Source organism: Clostridium sp. YIM B02569, from assembly GCF_022320765.1.
Taxonomy (GTDB): domain Bacteria; phylum Bacillota; class Clostridia; order Clostridiales; family Clostridiaceae; genus Clostridium; species Clostridium beijerinckii.
This window is the reverse complement of the sequence record NZ_JAKJJX010000028.1, coordinates 69,851-89,072: the sequence shown is the minus strand read 5'-3', so window position 1 is coordinate 89,072 and position 19,222 is coordinate 69,851. Positions and strand designations below refer to the sequence as shown.

General features: G+C 29.4%; 16 protein-coding genes, 1 pseudogene and 1 other annotated feature. All 17 genes and pseudogenes read right to left on the bottom strand.

Features of this window, described 5'->3' with window-relative positions:
- Positions 1-167 (bottom strand): annotated as a pseudogene (locus L3B96_RS27505) (ABC transporter permease); the annotation flags it as partial.
- On the bottom strand, positions 142-1,692 hold the full coding sequence (locus L3B96_RS21960) for an ABC transporter ATP-binding protein (protein WP_012060303.1): 1,551 nt from the start codon (positions 1,690-1,692) through the stop codon (positions 142-144). The pseudogene L3B96_RS27505 and the gene L3B96_RS21960, both read right to left, overlap by 26 nt.
- A 194-nt stretch (positions 1,693-1,886) precedes the next feature.
- On the bottom strand, positions 1,887-2,945 hold the full coding sequence (locus L3B96_RS21955) for a BMP family ABC transporter substrate-binding protein (RefSeq protein ID WP_023973133.1): 1,059 nt from the start codon (positions 2,943-2,945) through the stop codon (positions 1,887-1,889).
- 259 nt (positions 2,946-3,204) lie between these two features.
- Complete coding sequence (locus L3B96_RS21950) at positions 3,205-4,221, bottom strand: LacI family DNA-binding transcriptional regulator (RefSeq protein WP_238948573.1); 1,017 nt, start codon at positions 4,219-4,221, stop codon at positions 3,205-3,207.
- Between the two features lie 25 nt (positions 4,222-4,246).
- Positions 4,247-4,483, bottom strand: coding sequence for a hypothetical protein (locus tag L3B96_RS21945; RefSeq protein WP_238948572.1), 237 nt, complete (start codon positions 4,481-4,483; stop codon positions 4,247-4,249).
- A 159-nt stretch (positions 4,484-4,642) separates the two neighbouring features.
- Positions 4,643-5,815 carry an aminotransferase class I/II-fold pyridoxal phosphate-dependent enzyme gene (locus L3B96_RS21940; protein ID WP_238948571.1) on the bottom strand — a complete coding sequence of 391 codons (1,173 nt, stop codon included), beginning with the start codon at positions 5,813-5,815 and terminating at the stop codon, positions 4,643-4,645.
- Positions 5,812-6,291, bottom strand: coding sequence for an Lrp/AsnC family transcriptional regulator (locus tag L3B96_RS21935; RefSeq protein WP_012060307.1), 480 nt, complete (start codon positions 6,289-6,291; stop codon positions 5,812-5,814). The genes L3B96_RS21940 and L3B96_RS21935 overlap by 4 nt, the downstream gene beginning before the upstream one ends.
- A 55-nt stretch (positions 6,292-6,346) precedes the next feature.
- Positions 6,347-6,613 (bottom strand) — a binding site (T-box leader).
- 288 nt (positions 6,614-6,901) lie between these two features.
- Entirely contained in the window at positions 6,902-7,057 is a 156-nt protein-coding gene (locus L3B96_RS21930; protein WP_012060308.1) for a zinc-ribbon domain-containing protein, read from the bottom strand.
- Positions 7,058-7,299: 242 nt separating this feature from the next.
- Positions 7,300-9,576 (bottom strand): ATP-dependent Clp protease ATP-binding subunit ClpA, encoded by a 2,277-nt coding sequence (clpA, locus tag L3B96_RS21925; protein WP_238948570.1) that lies wholly within the window; start codon positions 9,574-9,576, stop codon positions 7,300-7,302.
- Between the two features lie 3 nt (positions 9,577-9,579).
- Complete coding sequence (locus L3B96_RS21920; protein WP_012060310.1) at positions 9,580-9,879, bottom strand: ATP-dependent Clp protease adaptor ClpS; 300 nt, start codon at positions 9,877-9,879, stop codon at positions 9,580-9,582.
- Positions 9,880-10,003: 124 nt separating this feature from the next.
- The gene (locus L3B96_RS21915) at positions 10,004-11,431 is read right to left on the bottom strand and encodes an aminotransferase class I/II-fold pyridoxal phosphate-dependent enzyme (protein WP_238900604.1); all 1,428 of its coding nucleotides are present in this window, start codon (positions 11,429-11,431) and stop codon (positions 10,004-10,006) included.
- 200 nt (positions 11,432-11,631) lie between these two features.
- On the bottom strand, positions 11,632-12,651 hold the full coding sequence (locus tag L3B96_RS21910) for a low specificity L-threonine aldolase (RefSeq protein ID WP_041899284.1): 1,020 nt from the start codon (positions 12,649-12,651) through the stop codon (positions 11,632-11,634).
- A 14-nt stretch (positions 12,652-12,665) separates the two neighbouring features.
- Complete coding sequence (locus tag L3B96_RS21905) at positions 12,666-13,910, bottom strand: pitrilysin family protein (protein WP_238948569.1); 1,245 nt, start codon at positions 13,908-13,910, stop codon at positions 12,666-12,668.
- A gap of 366 nt (positions 13,911-14,276) precedes the next feature.
- Positions 14,277-15,638: a thioether cross-link-forming SCIFF peptide maturase gene (gene scfB, locus L3B96_RS21900; RefSeq protein ID WP_238900601.1), complete on the bottom strand. Its 1,362-nt coding sequence runs from the start codon at positions 15,636-15,638 to the stop codon at positions 14,277-14,279.
- Between the two features lie 61 nt (positions 15,639-15,699).
- Entirely contained in the window at positions 15,700-15,837 is a 138-nt protein-coding gene (gene scfA / locus L3B96_RS21895) for a six-cysteine ranthipeptide SCIFF (RefSeq protein WP_003371542.1), read from the bottom strand.
- A 209-nt stretch (positions 15,838-16,046) separates the two neighbouring features.
- On the bottom strand, positions 16,047-16,310 hold the full coding sequence (locus tag L3B96_RS21890; protein WP_012060315.1) for a PTS transporter subunit EIIB: 264 nt from the start codon (positions 16,308-16,310) through the stop codon (positions 16,047-16,049).
- A 199-nt stretch (positions 16,311-16,509) separates the two neighbouring features.
- Entirely contained in the window at positions 16,510-18,978 is a 2,469-nt protein-coding gene (locus tag L3B96_RS21885; RefSeq protein WP_238948568.1) for a LuxR C-terminal-related transcriptional regulator, read from the bottom strand.
- Positions 18,979-19,222 lie beyond the last annotated feature (244 nt).

Sequence of the window (19,222 nt, the reverse complement as noted above, 5' to 3'; positions counted from 1 at the left end):
GATATATATTTAGGTTTTGAAAAAATTCCATTAAAAAGTGCGCTAAAAGCATCTATTGAGTTATATCCTGCAACACCAAGAACTATTGCAGAAACCACAAAACCAAAAAATATTGCAATGAATGTTGAAGTAACTGGTTTTTTAAGAATCTTTGCCACTGTTTTCATTTCTTTTACCTCCTGCCATTAATAAACCTATTGTATTTTCATCAACTTCTCCCTGCTTAAATGTATCTACAATAGTCCCTGCATAAATTACAGCTATAGTATCAGAAACATTCATAACTTCATCAAGTTCAAACGAAACTAACAAAACCGCTTTGCCTTTATCTCTTTCCCTTATTAATGTTTTATGAACATATTCAATTGCTCCTACATCAAGTCCACGAGTTGGCTGTACTGCAATTAATAAGTCTGGATCATTAGCCACTTCTCTTGCAATTATAACTTTTTGCTGATTTCCTCCTGATAAACCTCTAACAGGAATTAATTCACAATTGTCAGGTCTTATGTCATATTGTTTTATCATATCTTTAGTATGAGATATAATTTCGTCTTTATTTAAGAAACCATTTTTGCAATATGGTTCACTTTTATATTTTTCTATAACTACATTATCAGCAACACTGAAATCTAATACAAGTCCTCGCTTTTGTCTATCTTCATGTATTGTTGATACTTTATTCTTAATAACATTTTCTGTTGTAGTATTTTGTATCTCTACTCCATTTATTTTAATGGTACCGCTTTCACATTTTGTTAGGCATGTAATTGCTTCAATTAATTCCTTTTGTCCATTGCCATCAATTCCAGCAATACCAACAATTTCACCTTTATGTACTTTAAGTGATAAGTTTTTAACTGCATCTAACTTTCTTTCATCTTTTACAGTTAAATTATCTATTTCAAAGACAACTTCATCTGGTTTTGCAGGCTCTTTATCAACAACTAACTTAACTGCATGACCTACCATCATTGTGGCAAGCTCTGATCCTGTTATCTCTTTAACATTAACAGTATCTATATATTTCCCTCTACGTATTATTGTACAGACATCAGAAGATTCCTTTATTTCTTTTAATTTATGTGTAATTATAATTATTGTTTTTCCATCTGCTACAAGATTATTCATAATCTTTATTAAATCCTGAATTTCCTGAGGAGTAAGCACTGCTGTCGGTTCATCTAATATTAATAAATCAGCTCCACGATATAAGGCTTTTAATATCTCAATACGTTGTTGCATACCCACTGAAATATCTTCAATTTTTGCATCTGGATCTACTTCTAATCCATACTTTTTAACAATATTTAATATTTCCGCGCGGGCTTTTTTCATGTCTAATATGCCAAATTTACTTGTAATTTCACTACCTAATACTATATTTTGTGTTACTGTAAAATTTTCAACTAACATAAAATGTTGGTGAACCATTCCTATTCCATTTTCAATGGCTATATTAGGGTTTTTAATATTTATCTTTTCACCATTAAGATATATTTCTCCTCGGTCAGCTTGATATAATCCGTAAAGTATATTCATCAGTGTACTCTTACCTGCTCCATTTTCTCCTAATAGTGCATGAATTGTACCTCTTTTAATATCGATATTGATATCATCTAAGGCACAGAATGAACCAAACATTTTTGTAATTCCACGCATCTGCACTGCATATTGTTTGCTAATTTCCATACCAAGTCCTCCCTTAATTAATAATATGCTTTGCTAACAGTGAATCACTAGCTAGCAAAGCCATCCCTATTTCATATCTGCCATATATATATTACAATTCATTTTCTGCATTTTAGCCTTAAGCCATTGCACATAGCTTCCTAGAACTTTAAATGTAAATTTATCATTGTCACACATATATTATTTAATTATCCTTATTTACCGAAGCTTTTAAATGTATCTTCATTATAAGGTGGAACTATTTCACCGTTCTTAATTTTGTCTTGGACTGCCATAGCTGCCTTATAAACTTCTGGATCCATGTTTTTATTTTCAGTTGGAATTCCTACTGCATTTTCTTTTAAACCATAAGTATATGTTTTTCCACCGATTTTATTTCCACTCATAGCTTCTTTTGAAAGATTTTCAACTGCAACATTTGCAAGTTTTAATGCTGATGTTAATACATTGTCAGGAGCCAAATATGCTTGGTCACGGTCAACACCTATTGCAAACTTATTTGCTTCTTTAGCTGCTTCAATTACACCTACACCTACTCCACCTGCTGCGTGGAATACAATATCACATCCTGAAGAGAACATTTTATTTGCGATTGCTTTACCCTTTGATGCATCAGAGAAACTTTCAGCATATTGAACATCTACAGTAATATCTTTACCTAATTCTTTTGCTGCATATTGAACACCAGCTTGGTATCCATATTGGAATTGATCTATAATTCCACTTTTTATACCACCAACAAATCCAACTTTACCTGTTTTTGTTGTTTTAGCTGCTATATATCCAACTATAAATGAAGGTTCTTGTGCATTAAACATAACTCCTGTAACATTAGCTGGAGTATCATCTCCATATGAATTATCAACTATAGCATAGTTAACATCTGGATTTGATTTTGCTGCCTTTGTTATTGCATCTGACATTGCAAAACCAATACCCCAAACTAATTTATTGCCGCTATCTACAACTTTATCTAGATTAGTAGCATAATCAGATTCTTGCTTAGATTCTAAGTAACTAACTTTTGCACCCTTATTGTTTTTTTCGAAGTTTTGTAGGCCTTCCCATGAAGATTGATTAAACGATTGGTCATTTACCCCACCTGTATCAGTTACCATAGCAACTTGATATTCTTTTGCATTGCTGCTTCCTTTGTCAGCTGTACTAGTACCGCTTCCACTTGATCCACATCCAGCGAATAACGTTACTGTTATTGCTGAAACTGCTAATAATGATAATAATCTCTTTTTCATTAACCTTCCTCCTAAAATATAAGAATTAATATTTAAACTCATGGATAATATCCACGATTTAAATTTAATAAAACAGTTATTATAAATATTCTTCTAATTAATTATATTTATAATTATGTTGACTTTAATATTACGAATATGTATTCAACTTGTAACTATGTATATATGTTGTAATTCACAATGCACAATTACCACTAAAATTCTTGCAATCTTTTTTTAAATTACGATGAAGAATTACTTTTGCAGCGTATATATAAATTTATATCTTTTTCTCTGAACCTTTAACTACAATTTGTGGTGCAATGATCCTTCTTCTTACACTATCATCCTCATTGCTGCTAATAATATCAAACAGCATATCCATGGAGGACCTGCCCAGCTCAATTGGACAATCTTCCATATATGTAATATTTAATCCTACCATATCTAAAAAGTCAATTTTATCAAATCCCACTATAGCCAAGTCCCTAGGAATATCCTTATCCTCTTCTTTTAGAGCTTTTATAACTCCCATCGTCATCATGTTACTGCAAACAACTAATGCTGTAGGACGGTCTTTTTCTTTAAGTAATTTTTTAGTTAATTCATATGCCTTATCTAATTTAAAATCTCCATATAAAACATATTTACTGCAAAAATCAATATCATTTTCTTTTAGCGCTCTTTTATAGCCCTCTAATCTATCCATTACTGGTTCTGAACTCAATAATCCTGTCATTATTCCAATCTTAGTATGACCTTCTTTAATTAGCAGGTTTGTTGCCTCAAATCCACCTTTTATATTATCTACAAAAACTCCATTTAACTTTGTAAATTTAACATCAGCCGAAACTAATATTATAGGAATATTTAAAGTATTTATTGTTTTAATATAATTTTCATTAAACTTTTCTTCACCAAATCCTGGAGTCATTATAATTCCTTTAATTCTTTGTTCTTTAAGCAATTTAAGAGCACGCACTTCCTTCTCTAAATAATTATCTGTATTAAACAAAATTATATTCAGATTATTTCTTTCTGCTCTCTCACTTACTCCTTTTATAATTTCTCCAAAATATGCATTAGTTATATCTGGAACGATAACTCCTATAGTATTAGTCTCGCATTTCGACAAACTTCTTGCAATTGCACTCGGTGTATAATTCATTTCTTTTATTGCGACTAATATTCTTTGCCTAGTTTCTTCTTTTACATAACCTGAATTATTAAGAACTCTTGAAACTGTTGCCGAGGATACTTTAGCCCTTTTCGCAATATCATTTATAGTAACTGACATAACACCCCACCTCGTCAAATTTTTTTCATAATCCATCAAAATTTATTCCATTATTAAAACTAAATCGTGAAATACTATTATTTATAGACCAGATTAATTTACAACTTAAATTCTTAATTTCTAAGGCTTTAAGCCAAGTTATTTTTAAAGTCGAACTATTTATGGTATCGCTTCCACACTTATAATAATATATTAGGAATATGATGTCAATATTCATAGTTTTATTGATTTCACTATAATATTTATCAATACTACGTGCCATTTATCTTCAGTTTAAGCCATTCTATGTCTATACTAGTATAATTTATGATATGTATATTTACAAACTTTTTTTATTAATATAATTTTATTTCACTCTTCTCTAGGTATATATTAAAGGAGTGATCTAAAGTATTTTTATACTTAAACCACTCCATTTTTATTATTTCTCTCTCAATTTATCAAGAAATCTCTTTGTTCTTTTCAATGCTTCCATAATATCTTCCATTGATGACGCATAACAAACTCTTATAAATCCTTCTCCACAATCACCAAAAGCATTTCCCGGAATAACTAATACTTTTTCATTTATAAGCAGTTGTTCACAGAATTCATCCGATGTTATACCCATAGATTTAATACTTGGAAATAAATAAAATGCTCCAAGAGGCTCAAAACACTCTAATCCCATCTTCCTAAATCCATCCAATAGAACTCTTCTTCTTCTATTATATTCCTTACACATTTCTTCTACACTTCTATCACCACTTTTTAAAGCTTCAATTGCTGCATACTGAGCAGTTGTTGGTGAACACATAAGAGCATATTGATGAATTTTCTTCATCGCTTCTATTAGAATCGGATGTCCACAGATATACCCAAGTCTCCATCCTGTCATAGCATATGATTTAGAAAATCCATTTATAACTAAAGTCTTATCTCTCATTTCTGGAAAAGATGCTATTGAAACATGTTTCTCTCCATAGCAGAGTTCTGAGTATATTTCATCTGAAATTGCAATAATATTTTTATCTTTAAGAACTTCTACTATTCCTGCTAGTTCATCTCTAGTCATTATTGCACCTGTTGGGTTATTAGGAAACGGTATTATAACTACCTTTGTTCTAGGTGTAATTGCTTTCTCCAAATCCTCAGGAGTAAGTTTAAATTCATCTTCTGCTTTAAGGTTCAAAACCTTAGCTGTTGCTCCAGTAAATGCAGTACATCCCTTATATGCAACAAAGCTTGGCTCTGGAACTATAACCTCATCTCCAGGCCCAACTAATGCCCTAAGTGCTATATCAATTCCTTCACTTCCGCCAACAGTAACTATTATTTCATCTTCTGGATTATAGTTAAGATTAAATCTTCTATGAAGATACTTTGATATCTCACTACGAAGCTCAATAAATCCTGCATTCGAAGAATAATGAGTATGTCCTTGCTCTAAAGAATAAATTCCAGCTTCTCTTACATTCCACGGAGTTACAAAATCTGGTTCTCCTACACCTAGAGAAATAACGTCATCCATTTCATTTATTATATCAAAATATTTTCTTATTCCTGACGGAGGCATATTTTTTACGTTGTCTAAAATCATGTCTTCTAATCTCATATAAATATTGCCTCCCTATCTTCTATCTTCTTTTCTTTAAATATCTTTCCATGATCTTTATATTTCTTCAATACAAAGTGAGTACCTGTACTTAATACATATTCTTGCACTGCTAGTTTTTCTGATACAAAAAGAGCAACTTCCTTCATAGTCTTTCCTTCAACAATAACCGTTAAATCAAAACCTCCAGACATTAAGTAACATGCTTTAACTTCTGAAAATTTATATATTCTTTCTGCAACTTTATCAAATCCAACACCTCTCTGCGGTGTTATCTTAACTTCTATTAACGCTGTTACTGTTTCACTACCTGTATTTTCCCAATTTATAAGCGTTGTATAACCTGCTATAATGCTTTTTTCCTCATAATCTCTTATTGCTTCTCTAACTTCTTCAACAGTTTTACCTGTCATAACTGCTATTTGTTCATCACTGTATCTGCTATTTTTTTCTAATATCTCAAGTATCTCCTCCATTGAAAATACCCCCCTTATTTTAATATAATTAAATAAAAAAAGTCCTCCATCCCACACAAGGGACGAAAGAACTACTTCGCGGTACCACCCTAATAAACAACTTAAAAATTGTTCACTCAGCTAGAGTACATATTATACTCCACCTCTATAACGTGAGGAACACGTTATAGCCTAATTAAAAATTCTTATTTTCTAAAAATTTTTATTTCTCAGCTATAAAATTCAAAGGCTGCTTCTATAAAGGATACTTACCAGATTCCACCGACCTCTAGCTCTCTTAAAAGTTTACCATTTATATACTCTTCCTTATCACTATCTTTAAAACTTTATTTTTAAAATTACTATCCAATATGACTATAAAATTTTAAATAAAAAAGATTATACGAAAAATCAAATCACTTTTTATTCAAATCTTTCTTTATATTATACTAGCAAAAGTATAAAAAATTCAATATATTTTTTATATTTTTTTATTTAAATGCAGAATATTCTATTGAATTAACTAAAATTGACCCTAAAAAATATATTTATATCATACGGAAATAAAAAGGAGCATAAGATTTAATCACTCTTATGCTTCTTACTCGATCAATAGAAAATTTATTACTTTCTATCTTCTATTGTTTTGTTGCTTTCTAGCTCTCCTGCAGTCAGGACATCTTACTGGTTCATTTTCAAAACCTTTTTCCTTATAAAATTCTTGTTCTCCTACAGTAAAAACGAACTCTCTTCCACAATCTTTGCATATTAATGTCTTATCTTCCATTCTAATGTTCCATTGCTCAAGTTAAAATAACTTTGCAATAGTTCACCTCCTCTTTTTGCTTAAAAATTTCTTTTTGTCATTTAATATTATGTCTGTCTTCATAATTTTTATTCAAAAACATATTATTATATAGTTTATATTTAATTATCATGTAATCTCTCCAGATGATATTACATAGGACTAGGACTCTTTTACATTTATTTTTACATATATAATAATGAATCACATTACTTTAAGTAGATTTAATTGATCTTTAACTCAAATTTTTCATTTACAGAATCAATTACACACTTTCCACCTTCGCTTAGCTTTCCAAATAAAATTTCATCAACAAGTAATGGTTTTATATTCGAAGCTATAACTCTTGCTATTTCTCTTGCCCCAAATTCCTCTGATGTTCCTATTTTAGCAATGTGATTTACACATTCTTCACTAAATTCTATTTCAACATTTTTAGAATTCAATTTATCTTTAAAGTTATTTAATTGCTTTTTAGCAACATTTGCTGCCATAATATCAGTCATTCCATTAAATACTATTATTTTATCCAGTCTATTTCTAAATTCAGGTGTGAAGAACTTTTTAACCTCTTCCATTATAGCTTCACCTTTGACTTCCCTATCTCCGAAGCCAATAAGCTTTTTACCTATATTTCTAGCTCCAGCATTAGAGGTCATTATTATTATTGAGTTTCTAAAATCAGCTTTCCTGCCTTTATTATCAGTAAGTGTGGCATAATCCATAACCTGAAGCAATACACCCAAAATATCCGGGTGTGCCTTTTCTATTTCATCCAGTAATAATACGCAATGTGGCGTTTTTCTTATTGAATCAGTTAAAAGTCCGCCTTCTTCATAACCTACATATCCTGGAGGTGATCCTATGAGTTTTGCAGCTGAATGTTTTTCAGTATATTCACTCATGTCAAATCTAATCAAATCTATTCCTAGAGTTTTAGATAAGCATCTAGCAATCTCTGTTTTTCCAACTCCAGTAGGCCCAACAAAAAGCATAGATGCTACTGGCTTATCTTCATCGTTTAATCCAGATCTAGACATCTTTATACATCTTACAACTTCTTCAATGGCTTTATCCTGTGAAAATATATTTTCCTTTAAGTCCTTTTCCAAGTGCTTTAAAGAACTTATCTCGCTACTTTCCACAGTTTGCTTTGGAATATTACAAATCTTTGATATTATTTCCTCAATAGTTTTTCTGTCAACTATAATCTGCTCATTCATATCTTCATTATGCATACGAACATAAGCTCCAGCTTCATCTATAATATCTACAGCTTTATCTGGCAGATATCTGTCATTAATATACTTATCGCTTAGAGTTACTGCATCTCCGATTGCTTCATCTGTATAACTTACATTATGATATTCTTCATAATTCTTTTTAAGTCCATCTAATATTTGTATAGCTTCTTTTATAGATGGTTCTTTAACATCTATTCTTTGAAATCTTCTACTTAATGCTTTATCTTTTTCAAAAAACTTTTTATATTCATCAAAAGTAGTAGCTCCAATAAATCTAATTTTTCCTTCTGTAAGATAAGGTTTTAACAAATTGGACGCATCTAATGCGCCACCATTTAACGCTCCAGCACCTACAATATTATGAATTTCATCTATATATACAATTGGCTTATCTTGTTTGCTAATCAAATCTAAAACTCTTTTTATTCTTTCTTCAAAATCTCCTCTATACTTAGTTCCTGCTATAACAGATCCAATATCTAAAGAAAACATAGAACTTCCTTTTAATTTTTCTGGCACCTTGTCTTCACTTATTAACTTTGCAAGTCCTAAAGTTATAGCAGTCTTACCAACTCCAGACTCGCCTACATGTATAGGATTATTTTTTATCCTTCTACAGAGTATCTGTATACTTCTTTCTAAAATATCTTTTCGTCCTATCAATGGATCATTTTCTTCTTCTGTAGCTTTCTTAATAAGGTCTATTGTAAACTTATTAAGAAATGCATCTTCTTTTTTCTTCTCTACTTTCTCTTTACTTTCATTCTCAGTAAATTCATTCTCATCTTCTTTAAAATTTTCTTGCATTTCATCATCATAAGAATTTCGAGTATCTTCATCTATACTATGACACAAAGAATATAGCAAATCTCTTCTTGTAACGCCTTCTTGCTCTAGATAATATCGTGCATAACTATCTTCTAGATTAAAAATTGCAGAGAGTATATGATCTACATCTATTGCATCTTTTCCGCTATACTTAATTTGTTCATTTGCTGTTAAAATGACTCTTTGAAACTCTATGCTCTCTTGTGGTTCTCCTTGACCAATTTTATTTATATATGTTTTCACGTAAGTTGCCAAATTATATCTTAAATTTTCTAAACTTCCACCACATTCTTTAATAGCATACTCTACATTCTTATCAAAAGTTGCAGCATACAGTAAATGCTCTGGTGTAATATATTCGCTGCTTTTCTCTTTTGCTTCTTGGTATGCTTTAAGTAATATCAAATTAACTTCATTCGTAATTTTCATATTTTACGCCTCCTCTACAGTAAGCTTAAACGGAAAGCCCTTTTCTTTAGCCATTGACATTGCAGTTGAAACTTTAGTAACTGCTATATCATAACTATATATTCCTGCTATTCCCTTACCCCTTTCATGCACATCTAACATTATCTTCTCAGCATCTATTAACTTTTTATTAAATACAACTACCAGTATATTAATAACGAATTCCATTGTTGTATAATCATCATTATACATAACAACTTTATAATTCTTAGGCTTTTTCACATCAACTTTATTCTTTGGTTTGGTTACAATATTTGTTTCCATATATAATTGTCTATCCCTCCCCGCATATTATCATCATATATATTATTCTAAATAGATATATTTTAACACAATATTTAAGCTTATACCAATAGGATTATAGTAAATTATAGATTCATCATTTATATTAATTTATATCTAAAATCCGAATTTTATTATTATTTACTCCAATTATACTTTTTTTATTTATAATATAGTCCCTTACTATTGCTATAACATCTTTTGATATTATTTCTCCTGGGCAAACCAAAGGTATTCCTGGAGGATATGGTATTATTGATTCTTTAGCTACTAAACCTTCACACTTTTCTATTTCACACCATCTGCTTTTTAATTTAAAAGTTTCATAAGGCTCAAATTTTTTAATAGGTATATTTCTAGAATATTTTATCTCTATTTCTCTAGACATATTTCTCATATCTAAATTTAAAATAGTTTCGTATATAATTTTAAAATCTTCTTCTGTATTAAATGGTGACAGGATTAAAACAACTCCTCTTGAAAAACTCATCTCAGCCTGTATTTTATTATCTCTTAGATAATCTAGAAATTTATGTCCATTATACCCTTTAGGAAGAATAACTATATATCTACTAGGATCAATTTTGTATCCTTCTATTCTATCATTATGCTTATCTAAGTCACTTTCACTTAATATATAAACCTTTCCTAGCTTATTAATTTTTTTCTTCCACTTTTCAGATTCATTTATTAATTTATCATAATCATCTTTCCCGTATGTATCTAAATAATATCTTGCATAATCTAAAGATGCCATTATCAGATAAGATGGTGAAGTTGTAGTAAATAACTTTATGTAAAAATCTATTATGTCATTATCTTCATTTACTAAGAGATATGCGCCTTGAGTTAGGGCTGGTAAAGTTTTATGTGCACTTAAAACCACATAATCTCCTAAACTCGCAAGAGACTTTGGCAATCTTTTATTTATTCCAAAATGAGCTCCATGAGCACAGTCGATTATAACTTTTAATCCTATTTCCTTCAAATTACATATAATCTCTTCTATATCATATGTAATCCCAAAATAATTTGGATATGTTATTATAATTCCCTTTGGTTTTGAGCTATTCTCTAACGCTTTATATATATTCTCTTTATTAGGTGGTAAAAATAGTCCTAATTCATCATCAATAATAGGTTCTATATATTTAACTTTTAACTTTCTCATAATCAATCCATTATAAATTGACTTATGGCAGTTTCTTTCAACTAAAACTTCATCCCCCTCATCAAATGCTGAAAACATGGCTGCTAAGTTTCCTGATGAGCTTCCATTTACTAAAAAATAGGCTTTCTTAGCCTTATACGTTTTAGCTAATAGCTCTTGGGCTTCCTTTATTATCCCTTCTGGATAATGTAAATTATCTAATGGGTCGACCTCTGTTATATCTAAAAATCCCATTCTATTAACAAACTCCAGCCCAATTTCATCTCTAGCAAATCCAATTCCCCCCTTGTTTCCTGGCATGGAAAGAAGTAGATTTTCTTCATCATTGTATTTAAGTAATCCTTCTAATAATGGTAACTTCAAAAATACCGCTCCAATCTAATTTCAAATATAGCTAACCATGAATAAAAGCTTCATATCGACGATCAAACGATATGAAGCTTAAAACATACTTTCTATTTCATAAATTAAATACTCTATATTACACTTGTGCCTTTTTCCTTAATCTTTTTAAAAATACTTAATTGTTCTTAAAAGATTCTAGTTAATACTTCATGCCTTTTTTATAGATGTAGATCTTCGATAAATTCTAATACAATTTCTTCTTTAGTTGCCCATGATGTCACTAATCTAATTGCAGTATAATTAGAATCAATTACTCTTTCAATATTAAAAGAATATTTTTCACTTAACTTTTCAATTAAATTATTAGGGAATATAGGGAACTGTTGATTCGTAAAAGATTCAGTCAAAAACTTATATCCTTCATCTACTATTGCGCCTTTTAACATAAGTGCCATTTTATTTGCATGTTTTGCAAGTTCAAAATACAGATCATCTTTGAATAATTCTTCAAATTGAATTCCAAGCAACCTTCCTTTTGCTAATAATCCACCTTTTTGCTTAATAAAATATCTAAAATCTTCTTTTAATTCATCATTGCATATTACAAGTGCTTCTCCAAAAAGCGCTCCATTTTTAGTTCCTCCAATGTAAAATGCATCAACTAATTTTGCTATATCAGCTAAAGTCAAATCATTTTCTTCCGCTACAAGTGCAGATCCAAGTCTAGCACCATCCAAATATAATAGCAGTTTATTCCTCTTACAGCAATCATGTAAATCAATTAACTCTGCTTTCGTATATAGAGTTCCAAGTTCTGTAGAATTTGATATATATACTAATTTAGGTTGAACCATATGCTCATCGCTATGAGAATCAACAACATTTTGAATTAAATTTGGAGTAAGTTTTCCATCGTTAGTTTTCATTGTAATTACTTTATGACCAGTTGCTTCAATTGCCCCGGTTTCATGACAATTTATATGACTTGTATCTGCTCCTATTGCTGCCTGATGCGGTCTTAAAAAAGCTGATATAGCTGTAAGATTAACCTGTGTCCCACCAACTAGTAAATGTATATCTACATCTTCTCTATCAATTTTCTTCTTCAGCAGATTAACTGATCTTTCTGTGTACTGATCAGTACCGTAACCATCGGTTTGTTCCAAATTTGTTTCAACTAATGCATTTAATATTCTTGAGTGTGCGCCTTCACTATAATCATTTTTAAAACTGTACATAATTCTGCCTCCTTTTATGCTCTCTCAATTATCTGTGTTGTAAAATTCTTCAGTACTTTCCTACCTACTTGAAAAATCATTTCTTTTGTTAGTAACTCCATTTCTTTAATCTCATTAATATAAATTTTATAATCTCCAAACATGCAGTCATATGTAGCAAGCTCTTTGGCCAGTATTATACTCTGCTCTTCTCTAAATAATCTTTTTAATTTAAAACTCTTAATTAAACGTTCTATCTGATCATTATCAAGTTTCTTTTGCAATAAATCTAACTTTGCTATGCATCCTTCTATTAAAGATATAGCTTTATTTACATTTTCTTCTGATGTACTAAATGTGATTTTATATAGTTTTATATAATTCTCATGTAAAATTTTAGTAAGTACATCATATACTAAACCATTTTGAGTTCTTAAAACATCATAGAGAATTGAATTAACCCCATCTCCAAAATATTGATTGAAAATTCTAAGTGCCTTAATTTCTTTTTCACTCAAATCATCAATTGGAAATATCATTTCAACTTTACATGCCCTTATTCCATCTCTTACATTGTTATAAGTTCCCTTTTGAGGATTTTCATATTCTATTAATTTTTTATTACCAGATCCACTAATACCTTCTTGAATAATATTCTTTTTCTTCCATGCGAAAAAATGCTTATATATAATTTCCTTAACTATATCAAACTTTACTGATGAAATTATAACAATTGAAGTATTTCCCGGAAAATAATATTTATCATAAAATTCTTTAATATTATCTAAAGTTATATTCTCAAGATCATCAAATATTCCTATTATAGGATACTTTATTCTTCTATTATTGAAGCAGTTAAAAAATAAATTATCCTCGCAATACTGATCTACATCCTCATCCCATTCTTTTAATTCTTCTTTTATGACATCCATTTCTTCTTTGAATCCATTTTCTCCAAATTCCGGGTTAATTATTATATCACTTAAAATTTCCACACCTTTTTGTAAATCTTCTCCGAGCACAGTTCCATAATAGATTACATATGGATAGTTTGTCATAGCATTATTAAATCCAAAAATGTTACTTAGCTCTTCATTTATTTCTCTCTCAGTTCTATTTTTTGTTCCTTTATAAACCATATGCTCAGTTGCATGAGCTACTCCAAACTTTTCATTCTCAACTCCAGCTCCTGCATTTAAAGAAATACAAATTGATGATAGTTCTGAATCTGTATGTTTATAAATTAATCTCAAATCATTTTCCAAAATGTATTCTTCCAAGTATCTATTCTCCTTACATTCTTATACATTGCAATAGTAGATTTACATTAAAAATCTTATTGATAAAAATTTTTCAGTTAGCGCTGAAATACTGTGAGCTTCAATTGCAATATATATTATATTTAATTCCAAGATGTGCATTTAAAATGTTATTATATAAAAAGAGACCCCCTCTTGCGAAGTGCTCGATAAAAAAATCATCTATAGAAATTACTAAGTGTAAGCTATTTCATCTATACTTATTTTAATTAATTTAAGAAACAAGTACAGATTGTTAAAGCTTTTATCAGTATGTCCCAAATAAGATTCTCTCAGTAGCAAAGGCAATGGAGTTCCCCTTCTTTTTATTATATTATTATATAAATATTAATTTTCTTCAGCTTTTAGCGCAATTGCACATTCAATTCTCTTCTTTTGCATCTTGCATCCAATTTCATAAGGAATGTTCATGTCCCCATTAAAATTAAAATTGTTAGCTTGGCATCCACCACTACAGTAGAATTTTGCCCAGCACTCCCTACATTTAGGCTTATTATATATATGTGCTTTCTTAAATTTTTGAGCTAATTCTCCATTATAAGTATCTTCGTGTATACTTCCTAACTTAAACTCTTCTTTTCCAACAAATTGATGGCATGGATACACTTCTCCTTGAGGAGTTATAGCTACATATTCAAATCCTGCACCGCATCCAGAAATTCTCTTGTAAACACATGGTCCACCTTGAAGGTCTATATTAAAATGATAAAATTTAAATTCATCATTTCCTTCTCGTTTTCTTCTTGCCATTTCTTCATATAGCTTGTCATAGTTTTCAAAGATTGTATCTATATCTTCTTCTCTTAATGAAAGTGGATGTCCATTTTCTAAAACAACTGGTTCTATGGATAACTCTCTAAACCCTTCATTAACCATCGCCATTACATCTTCATAAAAATCTGTATTTTCTCTTGTGAACGTTCCTCTTACATAATAAGTTTTTCCTTTAGTTCTTCTCTTAATCATTTCCTTTATATTTGGAACTATATCATCAAAAGAACCGCTTTTATCTGGCTTAATTCTAACATTATCATTAACTTCTTTTCTGCCATCTAAAGAAAGAATTATATTTCCCATTTCTTTATCCATATAATCCATCATATCTGGAGTTAATAGAGTAGCATTAGTGGTCATTGTAAATCTTACTCTCTTTCCCCATTTTTCTTCGTTATCCCTAGCATACTTAATTATTTCTTTTATTGTGTCCATAATTAAAGTTGGCTCTCCACCAAATAAATCTATTTCTATATTTTTTCTTGGTCCACTTCTCTTAATCACATAATCAATTGCTTTTTTTGCTGTATCTGCACTCATGACTCCACCATGTCCATGATATTCACCTTCGTCAGCAAAACAGTACTTACATCTAAGGTTACATCCATGAATTACATTTAAACAAATAGCCTTTATGTAATCTCTATCGTCCATAGAGCTATGAGCTATTTCTTCATATTGATCTTCTGAATATAAAATTCCTTCTTCAGCTAACTCTTGAATTTCATCATAAGCCTCTGAAATCTCTTCTTCATTATATTTTCCCTTAAGTTCCTCTAATATTTCTTTCTTATTTCTTAATTGGCTATCATCTAATATATCATAAACTAGTTCATCTACAACATGAACAGCTCCTGTATTCACATCTAAAACAAAATAATTTTCGCCTTGTTTAAATTTATGTATTAAAGACAATTCTTTTTCCTCCTAAACATATAAAGTAAGCAGTAACTATATAGTTACTGCTTGAAGATTATTAGTTTTCACATTCTAAGTTTGCAACTGTGCAAGATGTCTTACAAGCTGATTGACATGAATTTGCACATTCTTTGCATCCTGGCTTACATAAACTATTTTTAATGTTTGTTTTGTTTATAGTTTTTATATGTTTCATTACAAAATCCTCCATTTTAAATATATCCTTAGCTATTATATCATAATATACTAAAGTATAAAAGATTTGTTGGCCCTCTTTTTATTTATATTTCTGTTTATATAAAATTATAAATAGAAATAATAAATAAACTGTCAAAAGTTCTTAGCTAGAGGTTGTTCCATATTTTTTTATTTAAATCACTAGATCTTCAAACTGCTACCACAATATTACTTTCTTGTCTTATATATATTAATAAACTCACTAATTAATATTCTTGCAGCAGTACCATCAATAATAATTTGAAATTGTTCCCTCGTCTCTACAATGCCACGTACACTTTCTATCTTTTTTAAAATTCCAACATCCACTTTTTTAGTGTCCTTTAATCTCAATCTTAATCTAGTCATGCAATTTTCTACACACAAAATATTTTCTTCTGATCCAACCAAATTAAAAAGTTCCCTTGCTATCTTACCAAAATCTGTGATCATCTCTCTTTTCCCCCATCCTTCAATTAGCAATCTATAATAAAAATAGCCAACACTCAATAAATTAAATATTAAAAATTGCTGGCTTTTATAACTTTATTCAGTTTTAAAGTATTATTAATATCTCATGAGATGATTATACATACATATAAATGATTTGTGTATTATACTAAAGTATAATTTTGATTTAATTTGTAGCATTTTATATTATCCCTTTTTCTTTCAATTGATTAATTGCTATTGTTTTGTTTCTCACATTTAACTTGCAATAAACAGATGCAATATGTTTTTTTACAGTAACTAAAGCAATATTTAGTTTATCTGAAATCTCAGATTGCTTATATCCATGATATACCAACTTCATTATCTCAATTTCCCTTGGAGTCAACTCTATTTTTTCTAAATTGCAATATCTTTTTAGATATATCTGATTATATTCTTTGCACTTTGGGATTAAACATTTTACATACGCACTTTCATTTTTAATAGATTCGAGTAATGGCAATATATGTGGGGCTAATTCAACAAAACACATTACAATGTGGTCTTTTTCTGCTAGCTCAATGGCTTTTACCAGTGACTTTTTAGCGATTTCTTTTCCATATAGCTTGTACTTTGCGATTGAATCAAATATGTATGCATATACTATTCCAAATATGCTTTTTTTACCCGTATAAACTTCCAACATAATTTCTACTTGGATTTCTAACTCTATGTAACTCCCCTTAAGTATCATCGCTAAACCTGTTATAACATGGTTCATTCCTATAACAGGCATAATATTTTTTAATTCATGGTTTTCTATATTTTTAATCCACTTATTTAAATTTTCTAAATTACCAGTAATTCCATCAATATATCCTATAGCTATCTGTGAACCGTTAAGAAAGATTGGAATATTAAGATTTTCATACTCTTTAATCAGATTATAGAAATTATTTTTAACCTCATTTTTATAATTTTTATTCACACAAATCCTTGTTAACAGAAATAATGAACAAATTATTATGCTTGTCTGTTTTTTTGTTTTAGCTTTATGAAATGCCTTATATGCAAACAATTCTCCATTTTTAGAATCTCCTGTTTCATAAAAATATTCAGCCATCATGAGATAATTTGCACCTGCTGCTCCACCATTTGATATATGAATAAAATAATTTATTCCTTGTTGAAAAAATTCCACTAACTCTTTCAAATTGCCTACTTTTCTGTGAAATAAGTATAAAAAATGAGGTGATCCAAAAGTTGCCGGCATTTTATTATTTGCTATTCTCGACCCCCCTCCTTTAAAGAGCTCGTAGGCCTTTTTATGGCACTCTATCATTCTCCTAACATTATAAAAGACTAATATGCTCTCCAAAAATGCAATTTCACCTAGTATTTGATTTTTATCTTTAAGATTTTTATCTTCTATATAGATAGCCTTAGCCTCATACAATAACTTAGCACCAGCTATTCTATTTCCGTAAAGAATATAAAAAAATAAATAAGTTAAATAAGCTATAGGCCTTTTTATCTTCTCACTGATAGTAAGCTCATTAAAAACTGGTTTTATAATTTCTTTATATAAATTAGTAAGATCTATTGTATAATTTCGCTCTATTAAATCTAGTATACGTTCGTAATTCTTAGCCTTATAATAGTATTCCATTGCATATATGTCATTAAAATTTTTAGCATACCAATCACCACAAATGTTATTTACTTCCATTAAATCTACATTTGATAATGCTAATTCTTCTTCTAATGCATTTTTAAGGATTGAATGTAGTCTATATATTTTTTCCTTCTTGTCGTATCTTATAAAGCAATTATTGGAACATACTCTTCTAATTACCTCCTTTGATCTTTCATCTTCCGTAATATACATAGCCTGTTCGATCGTGAAATTCTCAACAAATGCGAGTTTTAATAAAATCTGCTTGGTAACTTCATCAAACTTATCATATACAGCTATTTTAATTAACTCTGTTGCTTTTGGTATATCATCAAATGTATTTTGGCTGTAATATTGAATTAACGCAAGATACATAGCTGAAGTCCATCCACCAGTATATTCGTATAGTTCTTTTTCTTCTGCTTCTGTGAGCATTATTCCATTAATCTTAAAGAACTCTATCGTTTCATCAAAGGTGAATGCAATATCCTCCTGACGCATTATCATACATTTTTGCTTTAGCTCAAATTCTATATACTCATTTGCCGGCTTTTTTCTACTTATTATAACTATGTGTAAATTACTTATATCTTCCAATATTATAGCTTTTATTAAATGATTAATATAAACTATTTTTTCATCATCCCAGTCATCAATAATAATGATGGTTTCTTGCCTTATCTCATTTCTAATTATATCTATTATCTTATAAACATCTTTATTATTATTAGGAACCCCGTAGGCATATAACATTTCACCTAACTTAAAATTGATATTTTTAATTAAATCACAAAATTTTTTCCATATCCACATATCATCAATTTCATCGTTTGTTATATCAAGCCAAATTGTTTGCACTCGTTTATTCTTCTCTATAAAATTTCTAACTGCAATGGATTTTCCGTAGCCCATAGATGCTGATATAAAATATATAGGTATTCGAAAAATTTCTTGCAATAACTTATTAATGCGCTTTCTATATAATAGTTTAGGTCTAAAAATTTCATTTTTCATATATAAATATCCCTTCATTTAAGCAAATGTATGTGAAAACTACATTAGAATATTTTATCATACTTAAAATTTCATTTCAAATTTAACCTTTACTGTTAAAATTATACTAAATTTTATATAAAAATCTGTTTCGTAGACTATGTATTTCTAATACTTTCAAAAGTTATCCGCGGATTTAACTTCATTAATAATTTCCCAAAGAAAAATAAAGTTCCAAGTACTTAAACTTGGAACTTTATTAATA